Annotated in this window: 9 protein-coding genes; 4 read left to right on the top strand and 5 right to left on the bottom strand. The window is 49.3% G+C overall.

From position 1 onward, the window contains the following. Nucleotides 1–72: 72 nt before the first annotated feature. Nucleotides 73–579, bottom strand: a complete 507-nt coding sequence (locus tag AACT35_RS14905) for a DNA uptake protein (protein WP_099237597.1) — start codon at nucleotides 577–579, stop codon at nucleotides 73–75. Nucleotides 580–852: 273 nt separating this feature from the next. Between AACT35_RS14905 and AACT35_RS14900 the strand changes: the two genes are divergently transcribed. Further along, entirely contained in the window at nucleotides 853–1371 is a 519-nt protein-coding gene (locus tag AACT35_RS14900) for a LabA-like NYN domain-containing protein (protein ID WP_012306976.1), read from the top strand. A gap of 393 nt (nucleotides 1372–1764) precedes the next feature. Then, nucleotides 1765–3366, top strand: coding sequence for a 2-isopropylmalate synthase (locus tag AACT35_RS14895; RefSeq protein WP_099237595.1), 1602 nt, complete (start codon nucleotides 1765–1767; stop codon nucleotides 3364–3366). A gap of 201 nt (nucleotides 3367–3567) precedes the next feature. Here AACT35_RS14895 and AACT35_RS14890 read toward each other — a convergent pair whose 3' ends face one another. After that, on the bottom strand, nucleotides 3568–5910 hold the full coding sequence (locus AACT35_RS14890; RefSeq protein ID WP_012306974.1) for a sensor domain-containing diguanylate cyclase: 2343 nt from the start codon (nucleotides 5908–5910) through the stop codon (nucleotides 3568–3570). 583 nt (nucleotides 5911–6493) lie between these two features. Between AACT35_RS14890 and AACT35_RS14885 the strand changes: the two genes are divergently transcribed. Then, nucleotides 6494–7612 (top strand): sensor histidine kinase, encoded by a 1119-nt coding sequence (locus AACT35_RS14885; protein ID WP_099237593.1) that lies wholly within the window; start codon nucleotides 6494–6496, stop codon nucleotides 7610–7612. Nucleotides 7613–7661: 49 nt separating this feature from the next. After that, nucleotides 7662–9065 carry a 3-isopropylmalate dehydratase large subunit gene (gene leuC / locus AACT35_RS14880; RefSeq protein WP_099237591.1) on the top strand — a complete coding sequence of 468 codons (1404 nt, stop codon included), beginning with the start codon at nucleotides 7662–7664 and terminating at the stop codon, nucleotides 9063–9065. 253 nt (nucleotides 9066–9318) lie between these two features. Here the strand turns inward: leuC and fba are convergent, their stop codons facing one another. From fba to AACT35_RS14865, 3 genes are all read right to left on the bottom strand, one after another. Then, the gene (gene fba, locus AACT35_RS14875) at nucleotides 9319–10392 is read right to left on the bottom strand and encodes a class II fructose-bisphosphate aldolase (RefSeq protein WP_030006557.1); all 1074 of its coding nucleotides are present in this window, start codon (nucleotides 10390–10392) and stop codon (nucleotides 9319–9321) included. A 292-nt stretch (nucleotides 10393–10684) separates the two neighbouring features. Beyond that, a complete protein-coding gene (gene smpB / locus AACT35_RS14870) occupies nucleotides 10685–11152 on the bottom strand; it encodes an SsrA-binding protein SmpB (RefSeq protein WP_012306970.1) in 468 nt (155 codons plus the stop codon). A 151-nt stretch (nucleotides 11153–11303) separates the two neighbouring features. Further along, entirely contained in the window at nucleotides 11304–13613 is a 2310-nt protein-coding gene (locus AACT35_RS14865) for a ribonucleoside-diphosphate reductase subunit alpha (RefSeq protein ID WP_254047933.1), read from the bottom strand. Nucleotides 13614–13646 lie beyond the last annotated feature (33 nt).

Raw genomic sequence — 13646 nt, 5'->3', positions numbered from 1 at the left:
GATTCGGCGAAAAGTTAGTTGTAATATTCCTTCCCACGTTAACAAGTTTCGCGATCAATGGGACGACTGCATTCACGAAAAGCGAAACAAGTGCAACCACTGCATGATCTGTGCCCCAGAAAGCTGCAACCGACTTTGTAAATCTGCAAAATCACGATACTGTCCCCGTTGCCGCTCTGTAATGATCCGTTGGGCCAGGGGAGCCTCAACGCCAAAATCGACTAGCGCCCCAAGGTCAGCGCGGTTTAGGTTAATTTGTACTGGGGCTAACTCTGGTGCATAGTAGGCAAAACTGAGGATCGCGGCCAAGGGCTGGAGACGTTGACTGGGAACTCCTAGGGCCGCTGCCACATCGTCGAGGCTATAGAATTGCACCCCCTGGCTGGTGAGCTGCACGAGCGATCGCCCCTGGTGGATGGAAATACCTGGTAGACGGAGCCAATCATCGACGGTGGCTTGGTTGACATCGATCTTGATCCCCATGGCCGCAGCGAGGGCAACTTCTTCGAGGGAACGAAGGCGGTAGTAAGGATCCTGGCGTAGACGTTGCTGTAGTTGCTTTTTCCGGAGAAAATTCATGGTCTTTTGCGGGCCTCAATCTTGTTTACTCTACAGGCGATCGCCTCTATTTTTTAGCATTGCCGAAAAGATCCCTTAGCCTTTACAATAGGCCGATAGACTTATTTTTATGCTTTATTCCGTAGGAATGCCTGGCCTAGTCCATCTGCTAACCTACACTATATTTCTCTTTTATTTTTATTGCGAGGGAACAACTTCCTTCCCTTTATTTAAACCCAAACTAAAACCCTATATTTAAAAAAATCACCCTATTATTTTAGGGCCAATTTTGCTATGAACTTTTATCAGCGTCGCCTGTCTATTTTTGTAGATGGGAATAATATGTTTTATGCACAACAAAAAAATAATTGGTTTTTTGACCCCCGTCGTGTTTTAGATTATTTCACTTGCGATCCCACCGTGCGCCTGATTAATGCCTTTTGGTACACAGGCCTAAAGGATTCCCAAGATCAGCGGGGTTTCCGCGATGCCTTGATCAGTCTGGGTTATACAGTACGCACAAAAATCCTCAAAGAATACTATGACGATGTCTCCGGTCGCTACTCCCAGAAAGCAAATTTAGACATTGAAATTGTGGTCGATATGTTTAATACAGTCGATCAATATGATCAAGTTATCTTGTTTAGTGGCGATGGTGATTTTGAACGAGCGATCGAACTTTTGCGCTCAAAAAATACCCACATTACCGTTGTTTCGACGGAAGGAATGATCGCCAGGGAACTGAGAAATGCCACGGATTGTTACATTGATCTAAATAATCTGCGGGCCGAAATTGAAAAAACAGAACCTTAAGCAATCACAGTAGCCATAAATGCTTTAAAAATGCCTTGAATGACGCCAATATTTTTGACTGAATTAAGGCCAAAGATTTAGTGTTGTGTTCCAATAACGTGGGTACCCTCAATCGCAAATGCTCTGGATGACTGGCAACCATAACTCTTGCCCGATATTCCGACTTTTTTTAGCTACCTATAGGGGCAGTAAGCCATTACCTCTGACCATGGGTCATGCTTGGATAAACGCCACCCATCCTTTTTTACGGCAGAATATCTAATTCCTAAGGAATTGGTTTATCCTAGGGAGATAGCTATGGACTCTTTTAAAGTGGAGCATAGCCAGTACTTTTATTCCAATCAACATAGAGTTTTTATTTAGACTATTTTCACGCTAAGGGAGCGGGAAATGATGAACAACCAAGACGATCGCATTATTATTTTCGACACAACATTACGGGATGGTGAACAATCTCCGGGGGCAACCCTAAATGGAGACGAAAAGCTGGCGATCGCCCGTGCCCTGGCGCGACTTGGTGTAGATGTCATTGAAGCGGGTTTCCCCAGGGCGAGTCGGGGTGATTTTGATGCTGTGCAACGTATCGCCGCCGAAGTCGGCACAGAAAATGGGCCAACGATCTGTGGTCTAGCCCGGGCCACCAAGGGTGACATTGAAGCGGCAGGCAATGCCCTGAAGCCAGCTTTCAAAAATCGAATCCACACCTTTATCGCCACCTCCGATATTCACCTCGAATACAAACTCCGCAAAAGCCGCAAGGATGTGTTGGCGATCGCCCCAGAAATGGTTGCCTACGCCAAAACCTTTACCAACGATGTGGAATTTTCCCCCGAAGACGCAGGCCGCTCGGATCCTGAATTCCTTTATCAAATCCTCGAAGCCGTCATTGATGCCGGGGCAACCACCGTCAATATCCCTGACACCGTCGGCTACACAACCCCCGCCGAATTTGGCGCTCTAATCAAAGGCATCAGAGAAAACGTCCCCAATATTGACCGCGCAATTATCTCTGTCCATGGCCACAACGATTTGGGCCTAGCGGTGGCCAATTTCCTCGAAGCCGTAAAAAATGGCGCGCGACAATTAGAATGCACCATTAACGGCATTGGCGAACGGGCCGGGAATGCCGCCCTCGAAGAATTGGTGATGGCCCTCCATGTGCGCCGCCAGTATTACAATCCTTTCCTCGGTCGGCCTGCTGACTCAGAAGCACCTTTGACCAACATCAATACCAAAGAGATCTACAAAACATCTCGTTTGGTATCTAACTTGACAGGGCTTTCTGTCCAGGCCAATAAAGCGATTGTGGGTTTGAATGCCTTTGCCCACGAGTCAGGCATTCACCAGGATGGCGTCCTGAAAAATAAGCTCACCTACGAGATCATGGATGCCCAGTCCATTGGCTTAACTGATAATCAAATTATCTTGGGTAAACATTCTGGTCGGAATGCTTTCCGTACCCGCCTAGCAGAATTAGGGTTCGATTTGTCTGATAACGATCTCAACAAAGCTTTTCTGCGCTTTAAAGATCTAGCCGATAAGAAAAAAGAAATTACCGACTGGGATCTGGAAGCGATCGTTAAGGATGAAACCCAGCAACCGCCGGAATTATTCCGTCTGGAGCTGGTGCAGGTTTCCTGTGGTGACCATGCCCAACCCACAGCCACCATTACGATCCGTACTCCCGGAGGGAAAGAATTAACCGATGCAGCCATTGGTACCGGGCCTGTAGATGCCATTTATAAGGCGATTAACCGGGTGGTTCAGGTGCCCAATGAATTAATTGAATATTCCGTGCAGTCGGTAACGGCGGGCATTGATGCCATTGGTGAAGTCACAATTCGTTTGCGGCACGAGGGACGGATTTATTCTGGCCATGCTGCAAATACAGATATTGTGGTAGCGTCGGCCCGGGCGTACATCAGCGCCTTGAATCGTTTATATGCCGCTCTTCAGGAAGATGTGTCGGCTAATCCAGCGAAGGCTTCTCTGTAGTTGCTGCGACAGTTAACCTGCGCGCTTTTTCCCTGCTTTTTTTCAAGGGGACTTTTTCTCTAAATAATTGGGGAAAAGTCTCTTTTTTTATGCGTGGGATTTAAACTGTGCCTCAGAGCTTATTGACACAGCCCCCCTGCCCCCAGTTTGGGGGAGATTTTTTTAGTTGTGATCTCTCAGGCTAGCTGAAGTGGGCTAAATTCAAGGTAATTCAAAGACTTCTGAACGGGCGCGTCCCTTGGCTTTGGCATGGTACATCGCTAGGTCTGCGTCGCGTAAAATGCCCGTCGCCGTCAGATAGCGATCAAGTTTAGGTAAGACACCAATGCTCACCTTTACAAATAGGGACTGGCCTGCGAGTTCAAAGGGGGTTTGTAGGGCTTTATGGATCCGCTGACTAACTTCAAAGGCGGTCTGGGGCTCGGTTATTTCTGTGAGGAGCACGACAAATTCGTCTCCCCCCAAACGGGCCAGGGTATCCACATCCCGGAGACAATGACAAATGCGTTTGGCAAAGTCTTGTAGGAGCTGGTCACCAACGAGGTGGCCGAGGCGGTCATTAATCGCTTTGAAATAATCTAAGTCAAGGAATAAAAGAGCATTGTGGTGTTGGGGATAGCGTTGTTGTTGTTTAATGACTTGCTCGAGGCGCTCTTCTAGGAGGGAGCGATTGGGGAGGCCGGTGAGGTGATCATAGAAGGCTTCTTGGACAAGGCGCTGTTCTATTTGTTTGCGATCGCCAATGTCTACCATTTGCCGAATTACATGGAGGGGTTTGCCTTCGGCATCGCGCACGAGGGCGACTTGTTCTAGGATGTGAATTTTTTGGCCATCTTGGGCGATGTAGCGTTTTTCCCGCTGAAATTCCTGGCGATCGCCTTGCTGCAGGAGCTCATTGAGGCGTTCATCTTCAGCTTGATCATCGGGATGGGTTAACTCTAGATAGGTTTTTTCCAAGAGGGTCTCTTGATCGTAGCCAGTGATCCGACACCAGGCTTGGTTGACCCGTTCATAGTGGCCCCCTAAGGTGGTGATCGCCATGCCAATGGGGGCGAGTTGGAAGGTTTGGTGAAATTGCGCTTCGGTTTTTTGGAGGTTAGCAGCGGCGGCCTTTTCGTGGCTAATATCCGTTTGGATCCCAATAAAGTGGGTCAGATAACCAGCGGGATCTCGTACCGGAAAAATGTGGAGGGCATTCCAAAAGGGTTCGCCATTTTTGCGGTAGTTGCGGAGGGTGACGTTACATTCTTGGCCCTTGAGGATCGCAGCCCGCAATTCTGTGAGGGGAGGCTGTCGGCGATCGCGGCCCTGGAGAAAATTGCAGTTACGACCAAGGATTTCATCTGCGGTGTAGCCAGTAATTTTTTCAAAACCTTGGTTGACATAAATAATTGGATTATTCTCTTCCCGGGCATCGGTGATTACCACTCCCTGGCGGATCACATTGATCGAGCGGTGTAAAAGGTTCATGTCCGCTGCCTGGCGATCGCGTTCGATACTACTAGACAGAACATGGGCGATCGCCTGGAGAAAATAAGTCTCATCCCCACTGAAATGACGTTCTTCGGTACTATAAACCGCCAGTACTCCCCAGGGGTTATCCACTGGGCCAATGGGCATACTAATCCCACTGACTACTTGATAATTGTGCAGTAACGTTTCGCCCCGAAAGCGACTTTCAACGCGCAAATCCTCGATGCTGATCGCCTGTTGTTGGGTCAGGGTATAGCCAACGTGGCTATCTGGAGTCGTGCTCACTGTGACCGCACCGATGAGATCGACAGGCCAACCATAACCTGCTTCTAGGGTGCAAATAGAGGTCTTTTTTTGTTTCAGATAGAGGCAGCTATAGGGAACGTCCAGGGTGCGGGCCACAAAAATTACCGCTTGACGAAATAATTTCGCTAGATCTGATGTGTTGAGGCTGATGCTCCCTAATTTGGCGATCGCCGACTGTTGGCGCACCTGTTGGCGGAGTTGTTGTTCCGTGAGGAGTTGCTCGCTCTCGTCGAGAATACACATTAAGATTTGATCCGGAGCAATAAACACATACTCCACCCGGAGGTACAAATTTAAGCGAATAAATTGCAATCGCTGACTGTTCGAGACCTCCCGTTTGAGGCAATTTTCTAGGTGGTGGTAGAGGGTGGGTAACGCAGCAAAAATTTTCTGGGGGCGTTGCCCAAGATTCAAAGAAGGCTGCTGGAGTGCTTGGCTATTGAACCGTGCCGCCGCCGGATTAAAGTCCGATAAATAAAGCTCTCCCTCAATGGCTTGCCAACGGTAGCAGGGAAGGGGCAACGAAAAATATTCTTGGTACTGTTGACTGTATTGGTGATCGTATTGCTCCTTGAGCTGATGGTATTGCTGGAGCGCCTCTCGATATTGGTTGGCGAGATGATCTTTTTCACGTTCTAAAGTTTCGATCTGGGCCGCTTGATTTTCTAACAGGGCGATCGCCTGACCATAGGCCTCAATTAACCACGCAAAACTGCCGATTCCCCTCGGTGGTTGCCCCCCTTGATCTGACGATTCATTAACCATAAAGTCTCTATTCCTAATCCAACGTTCCTTCTGTTTTTGTTACACAATCTGCTCTGATGTTGTTTATGGGGGGCACGTGCGAGAAGAGCTAAAAATGAAGCAACAAAAAGAGGACTTCTCCGTACTGGCTGTTAGCAGTTGCCTAGGGGAGAAATTTGATCCCATCGCCGTTTTCTAGAGGTAGACCCTTAACCTGAGATAGAAGCAGCCTTTCTATCCTACCAAATTTCCTTTGTTTTCTCGGAAGAATCAAGGATTGATCGGCCTAAGATTACAGCTTTTCTAGGGGACTCTTTTTTGAGGGGATAATGCAGACTGAAATAATTTAAACTACTGAGGAGCGCCAATATCAACTAGATAAAATCATTTCTAAATAATTGGTGGGCTTGAGCCAAAAGGGGCGATCGCCCTATCAAAGAAATTGAGTATTTAAACTTATTAATTGCCCCATTTCCCTGCAATGACCTGGGTATAATGAAGCTAAAGAAGCAATGCCGTAACCGCCATCGGGTTCAACGTTTAAAATAGGGGATTCCGCTGTTCAACCAGCAGTTGAGTCGAAATTAACCTGGGGTGATGTGCCATGTTTTCGCTGAGCAACCGTGATCGCGTTCTGGTCGTGGATGATTCGCCGGATAATTTATTGTTGATCCAGAGCATTTTAGAAGATGAAGATTTAGACCTGGTGACGGTTAATAACGGCCAAAAAGCCCTGGAGCTTGTGGCACAGCAGCCTTTTCACCTGATCTTGCTCGATGTGATGATGCCCCACATGGATGGCTTTGAGATCACACGGCACATTCGTAACGACCCCGACATCCCTTACATTCCCATCCTGTTGATCACTGCCCATGCCCAACCGAGTGTTGCCCTAGGTTTGGATATTGGTGCTGATGATTTTATCCGTAAACCCGTGGAGATTGATGAACTGATTGCCCGGGTGCGATCGCTGCTGCGGTTTAAACATACCGTTGATGAGAAAAATATGATTGTCCGGCAACGGGAAGACTTCGCCTCCCGGTTAACCCACGATATGCGTACTCCCTTGATTGCGGCGGATCGGATGCTCAATCTCCTTTTGCAGGGGGCTTTGGGGGAACTGTCGGAAGCAATGCAAGAGGTTTTACGCACTATGTCCCGCAGTAATGCCAATCTATTGGAGATGGTGAACAATATTTTGGAGGTTTATCGCTACGAATCCGAGCGGAAAACGTTCTATTTTAGTCGAGTGGATCTCAAGACTGTGATTACCAATGTGCTTGGGGAATTACGTCCCCTCGCCCAGGAAAAACAACTGCAACTCCAGGGGGAACTCCCCGAAGTCCCCGTGTGGCTCGAAGGCGATCGCCTGGCCGTGCATCGCATCTTAGTGAACCTGGTGAGCAACGCCATTAAATTTACCGATCAAGGCCACGTCACTGTTAAATTGACCCCAGTCGATCAAGAGCAAGTGCAAATTCAAGTAATCGATACGGGGAGCGGCATTAGCCCGGAAGATCAATTAGAAATCTTTGAGCGATTCCGCCAAGGCAAGCATTACAACGGGGGCAGCGGTCTGGGGCTACACCTTTCAAAACTGATCCTCGAAGCCCACCAAGGTCAGATTAGTCTCACCTCCCGTCTCCAGGAAGGTAGTACCTTTACAATCACCTTGCCCCTCTCCCAAACCCCTGCCCAAAGCGAGGAAAAAAAAGTTGTATGATTGAAGCTCTGCACAGAATATTATTGGCGTACTTAAGCAATTCAGTTCTATGAGCAAAGGCACTCTTTTTGATAAGGTTTGGGACTTACACACCGTTAAAGTTTTACCCTCTGGCCAAACGCAACTATTTATCGGACTGCACCTGATCCATGAAGTGACCAGTCCCCAGGCCTTTGCCATGCTCAGAGACCGCAATCTCCAGGTCATGTATCCAGAACGCACGGTCGCTACGGTGGATCACATTGTCCCGACGGAAAATCAAGCGCGACCCTTTGCGGATCCCCTCGCCGAAGCGATGATGCAAGAACTGGAAAAAAATACGGCTACCAACAAAATTCGTTTTTATAATGTCGGCTCCGGGGGCCAGGGGATTGTCCATGTGATTGCCCCAGAACAGGGATTAACACAGCCGGGGATGACCGTTGCCTGTGGTGATTCCCACACTTCTACCCACGGCGCTTTTGGGGCGATCGCCTTTGGCATTGGGACTTCCCAAGTGCGGGATGTGCTCGCCTCCCAAACCCTAGCTCTGGCAAAATTGAAAGTTCGTAAAATCGAGGTAAATGGTGATCTCCAGCCCGGAGTTTATGCCAAAGACGTCATTCTACACATTATCCGCAAGCTGGGCGTTAAAGGGGGCGTCGGCTACGCCTATGAATATGCCGGGACAACCTTTGAAAAAATGTCCATGGAAGAGCGGATGACGGTTTGTAATATGTCCATCGAAGGGGGTGCCCGCTGCGGCTACGTCAACCCCGATTCAGTAACCTATGACTATTTGCAAGGCCGTCCCTTTGCGCCCAAGGGAGAAGCCTGGGAAAAGGCGATCGCCTGGTGGGATAGTCTCCGCAGTGAAGCCGACGCCGAATATGACGATGTGGTCACCTTTGACGCGGCAGACATTGCCCCCACCGTCACTTGGGGGATCACACCGGGTCAGGGCATTGGCGTTGATGAATCAGTGCCGACCCCAGAAATGATGGCCGAAGATGAACAGGCGATCGCCGCTGAGGCTTACAAATATATGCAGCTTCAACCAGGCCAAGCGATCCAAGGCACCAAAATTGATGTCTGTTTTATCGGTAGTTGCACCAATGGTCGCTTGAGCGATCTCCAGGAAGCCGCTAAATATGCCAAAGGCCATCACGTTGCTCCGGGAGTAAAAGCCTTTGTCGTGCCCGGTTCTGAACAAGTGAAACAACAGGCTGAGGCAGAGGGACTCGATCAGATTTTTACCGAAGCAGGCTTTGAATGGCGGGAACCCGGCTGCTCCATGTGTCTCGCCATGAACCCCGATAAGCTCGAAGGCAACCAGATCAGCGCTTCTTCTTCCAACCGCAACTTTAAAGGACGGCAGGGTTCTGCGACGGGACGCACCCTACTCATGAGTCCGGCGATGGTTGTTGCTGCCGCTGTGACGGGTCAAGTCACCGATGTGCGCACCCTTAACTAAATTATTTCTTCCCCCAAGGTTACTCTTTCACCGAAGATAATACCCTCCGCCTTCAGCACCTCCCTCAAATCTTTTAACGCTCTTCCACTAGAGGGGTAGAGGGGCTAGGGGAGGGTTATTGAGTAACTGTGGGGTAATTAATAAGCTCCCTGCCTGAATTAAGCAAAAAAAAGTGAGCCCTATCCCTACTGGAACCGGACTCAAATTCAAGCTAGCTTAGGGAATAAACCCTAAGACTGGCGGGAGTTACAACTTAGGCGTTAACTGCAGTTTTTGCTGCGAGTTCACCGCTGGCATATTTCTTCGCAAACTCATCTAAGGGGATTTGCTTGATCTTGCTAGCGTTACCAGCACACCAGAATTGCTGATAGCGATCGCTACAAACCTGCTTCATGTACTTGATCGAAGGCTTGAGGAAGTGACGGGGATCGAAGTTCTTCGGATCCTTCATCGCTGCTTCACGAATTGCCGCAGTGATCGCCAGACGGTTGTCGGTGTCGATGTTGACTTTACGCACACCGCTCTTAATACCCTTTTGAATTTCTTCTACGGGTACACCATAGGTTTCAGGAATGGCACCACCGTACTCGTTAATCATGTCGAGCCATTCTTGGGGTACAGAGGAAGAACCGTGCATTACCAAGTGGGTGTTGGGGAGTTTCGCGTGGATTTCAGCGATCCGGCTAATGGCGAGGATTTCACCAGTGGGCTTCCGGGTAAATTTGTAAGCACCGTGGCTGGTCCCGATCGCTACAGCAAGGGCATCTACTTGGGTACGCTCAACGAATTCGACAGCTTCGTCGGGATCAGTTAGAAGTTGTTCTTTGCTGAGAGCGCCTTCAAAACCGTGGCCGTCTTCTGCTTCACCCATCCCTGTTTCGAGGGAGCCAAGGCAGCCGAGTTCCCCTTCGACGGAAGCACCAACGGAGTGGGCCACTTTCACAACTTCAGCAGTCACACTGACGTTGTAGTCAAAGCTCGCGGGGGTTTTGGCATCGGCTTCGAGGGAACCGTCCATCATCACAGAGGTGAAACCGTTACGGATCGCAGAATAACAGGTGGCAGGGCTGTTGCCGTGATCCTGGTGCATCGCAACGGGAATATGGGGGTAGGTTTCCACGGCGGCAAGCACGAGGTGACGGAGGAAGTTTTCCCCGGCATAACTACGGGCACCACGGGACGCTTGGAGAATTACGGGGCTATCGGTCTCATCAGCAGCCTGCATGATGGACAGAATCTGTTCCATGTTGTTGACGTTAAACGCAGGAATGCCATAACTATTTTCTGCAGCGTGATCTAAGAGCAAACGCATTGGGACGAGAGCCATAGATGTCCTCCTATCTTACTTGCTTATTTTATTCGTGATTTTGTCAAGAAAATTAATTCTCTTATCTGACAATCTTAAGATACATTCACCCTTTTGACGAATGCTTTTGTTGAGTTTTGGCGATCGCCTTTATTGTTTGGGATTTCTTATCACTGGGTTTAACCCCACTAATTATGCAAAAGGATGACCGAAAAATATTGGTATTTCCCAGGGCGATCGCCCGACAATTCACTGTCCCATTTGATGCGACATAGAGTTTTCTTTGGGAAAACTTTCAATGGTTCAATTTGCCTTAATAACGTTTCAAGGCCCGCGCCATTTCCCGGCTATCCTGGCGACGTTTAATCGTTTCGCGTTTATCGTGGAGCTTTTTCCCACGGCCAAGCCCCAGACTGACTTTTACTAAGCTGCCCTTGAGATACATTTTTAAAGGAATCAGCGTCAATCCCTTTTGTTCTAGTTGACCGATCAAGCGGCGAATTTCTTTACGGTGCAACAGCAATTTGCGATCGCGCTTGGGTTCATGGTTAAAGTACTGGCCACTGGCAGTATATGGCGAAATATGCACATTGAGCAGCCAAGCCTCGTTGTTGCGAATCAACACATAACCGTCCCCTAGGTTTACCTTGCCCGCCCGCACCGATTTAACCTCCGTTCCCTGGAGCTGAATCCCGGCCTCTAAGGTTTCGAGGATTTCATACTGGAAACGGGCTTTACGATTATCACTAATGATTTTGATCGGTTTTTTGGTGTCTGCCATAGGGTTTTGAACAACTGCGGAACAAGAAATATGTAATCTCTAATCCTAACAAATTCCCCGAAACCCCTGATCCCTTTCCCACCAGGCGCTTAATGAACCGCAATGGTCAGCAAAAGTGCCCGATCAGCCCATCGTTGTCGATACAGGTTTTTTAATTCGCGCAGGCAACACACCCTTCTGATCCCTCTTTAAAATCATCTTTTTGTACGGTGCGGATGTAGTAAATTGCCTTGCAACCTTCAGCCCAAGCCAGCATCAAGATTTCAAAAATATCCTTTGCTTTTAAGGCCCGTTCTGGTTCGTTCGGGAAATAAATGCCTTGGTTGAGATTGAAAATCAATTCCATCGAGATGCCTGTATCGATCCACTTTTGCATCGTCGCGACGGCTTTGACCACAAGGCGCTGATCCATGCTTTTGTTTTCTTGGTAGAACCAGAAAGATTTACCGATAAACGGTGGGGCAATGGGAACGGTGCCTTTTGCCCATTTGTCATAGAAAAATTTGCTGTAGGTCGGCAAAATACTCGCGCTACAACCTTGCACTAGGGAAGAGGAAGTATTGGGGGCGATCGCTGTGATGTGGCTATTGCGGATCCCGTACTTTTGTACGTCTTCACTGAGGCGTTCCCAGCGGTCTACTGCGTGGGCATTTTCTCGATACCAAGTAATCGGTTTCGCGCCAATCAGATGTCCCTTACTCCACTCACTACCCGGAAACCCAGGGTAAGCGCCCCGTTCTTGGGCGAGGTTTACAGAGGTGCGGGTGCAGTAGTAGCCAATGTCTTCAAAGAGGCGATCGATGGCCTCAATATTTTTGTAGGAAAGCTTATTTTTCGCGAGCCAATCTGCCAAACCCATCGCCCCTACGCCAATGGTGCGGTAACGCTGGTTGTGGATGCTGCTGTCTTCAAAGGGAGTGTTGGTAATTTCGATGGTGTTATCAAGGATGCGCACCGCCACTTCGCAGGCATCGGCTAATTCATCAGCTTCAATGTTCGCCAAGTTTAAAGAGTCGAGGTTACAGGTGTGGGCGAGCTGACCCGGCACCACATTGGAGAATGATTCAACACACAAATTGACCCCAGGAATGTAGCCCTCGTGTTGGTTCGGGTTAGCACGGTTGATGGTGTCTTTAAAGGCGATGTAGGGCATCCCAGTTTCGATCTGCGATCGCATAATTTCCTTAAACAGGTGCCGGGCATCGACTTTTTTGTAGAGCTTAATGTCTTGGTCTAGGCTTGCTTCGATTTGACGGTAGGCCGCGTCGAATTTTTCGCCCCAGAGGGCCGCGAGATCAATGCCGAGGTTTTCTTTAACTTCGTAGGGATCGACCAATGTCCAGGCTTCTTTGTTTTGTACTCGCCGCATAAATTCATCGGTGACTACCAGTTGGGGAAAGACATCGTAGGCCTTGCGCCGCTGATCCCCGTTTTCGGTCTGCATTTCGAGGAATTCTGGCACATCTAAATGCCACACATCGAGGGAAACGGTGATTGCCCCAGCTCTGCGCCCCCCCTGGTTCACGGCGATCGCCGTATCGTTGAGGAGTTTGATCCAAGGGATAACGCCCCCGGAGGCATTGGCCTTGCCCATCACGCGGCTCCCTGTGGCGCGGATCCGACTAACATTACAGCCAACCCCGCCACCATTTTTAGAAATGCGTGCCGCATTGGTGATTTCGCGGAAAATACTTTCGAGGTTGTCTTCCATGCCAATGATGAAGCAGGAAGAGAGGGAACCGTTGGGAATCCGCAGGTTGGCGAGGATCGGCGTTGCTAAGGAAATCTGCCGCTGGGCGATCGCCTCGTAGAATTTTTTCGCCCACTTGAGCCGATTTTCTGGTTTTTCCGGGAGAGCAAGGAGAAGGGCGCAAGTTAAAAAGGCTTCCTGGGGCAATTCATCATCCAGCAGATAACGCTTGGTGAGCAGCACCGCTCCGGCATAGTCATAGTCCATATCCCAATCGGGATTGATCCAGCCATTGGCAATTTCTAGCTCCGCCGCACTGTATTGCAATAGCCGCTCGTCGTAGGCTTTTGCGGCTACTTTATCCGCCACGAGCTGGGGATATTGACCATACTGATAACCACGCGCCACGAGGGTATCTTTCCAGAGGCTCCAGATGTGGAGACGCCCAGCCACATAACGCCAGTCCGGTTCTTCGGGACTGCACATCTCCAGGGCACATTGAATTAAATTTTCTTGAATTTCGCGGGTGGTAACCCCATCTTTGAGGCGCGTTTTCAGCCCGGCTTCCAGTTCAATGGTGTTGGCTTCTAAATCTTGACAGGCCCACTGCACCACGTTGCGAATTCTGGTGACATCGAGGGGAGCCCGTTTGCCACTCCGTTTGATCACATAGGTCTGGGGTTTCGTCGGTGTTACCGCCCTGGAAGCAGAGTAGGTAGCCGTAGCGCTGGGGGTGCTTCTGGAGAGGGCAGTATCTTGACGGAGATCCATAGGGCAGACGGGACTAATGGGGTGAAGTGACAA

The sequence above is a fragment of the Synechococcus sp. BDU 130192 genome (genome assembly GCF_963876085.1).
In the GTDB taxonomy this organism is placed as follows: domain Bacteria; phylum Cyanobacteriota; class Cyanobacteriia; order Cyanobacteriales; family MRBY01; genus MRBY01.
The sequence above is the reverse complement of the archived record's forward strand: the minus strand, read 5'-3'. Positions and strand labels throughout refer to the sequence as shown.

Coding starts and splice junctions, on each gene's coding strand:
- AACT35_RS14905 (WP_099237597.1), bottom strand. CDS start 579: ATGAATTTTCTCCGGAAAAAGCAACTACAGCAACGTCTACGCCAGGAT.
- AACT35_RS14895 (WP_099237595.1), top strand. CDS start 1,765: ATGAACAACCAAGACGATCGCATTATTATTTTCGACACAACATTACGG.
- AACT35_RS14885 (WP_099237593.1), top strand. CDS start 6,494: ATGTTTTCGCTGAGCAACCGTGATCGCGTTCTGGTCGTGGATGATTCG.
- AACT35_RS14865 (WP_254047933.1), bottom strand. CDS start 13,613: ATGGATCTCCGTCAAGATACTGCCCTCTCCAGAAGCACCCCCAGCGCT.
- smpB (WP_012306970.1), bottom strand. CDS start 11,152: ATGGCAGACACCAAAAAACCGATCAAAATCATTAGTGATAATCGTAAA.
- fba (WP_030006557.1), bottom strand. CDS start 10,392: ATGGCTCTCGTCCCAATGCGTTTGCTCTTAGATCACGCTGCAGAAAAT.
- leuC (WP_099237591.1), top strand. CDS start 7,662: ATGAGCAAAGGCACTCTTTTTGATAAGGTTTGGGACTTACACACCGTT.
- AACT35_RS14890 (WP_012306974.1), bottom strand. CDS start 5,910: ATGGTTAATGAATCGTCAGATCAAGGGGGGCAACCACCGAGGGGAATC.
- AACT35_RS14900 (WP_012306976.1), top strand. CDS start 853: ATGAACTTTTATCAGCGTCGCCTGTCTATTTTTGTAGATGGGAATAAT.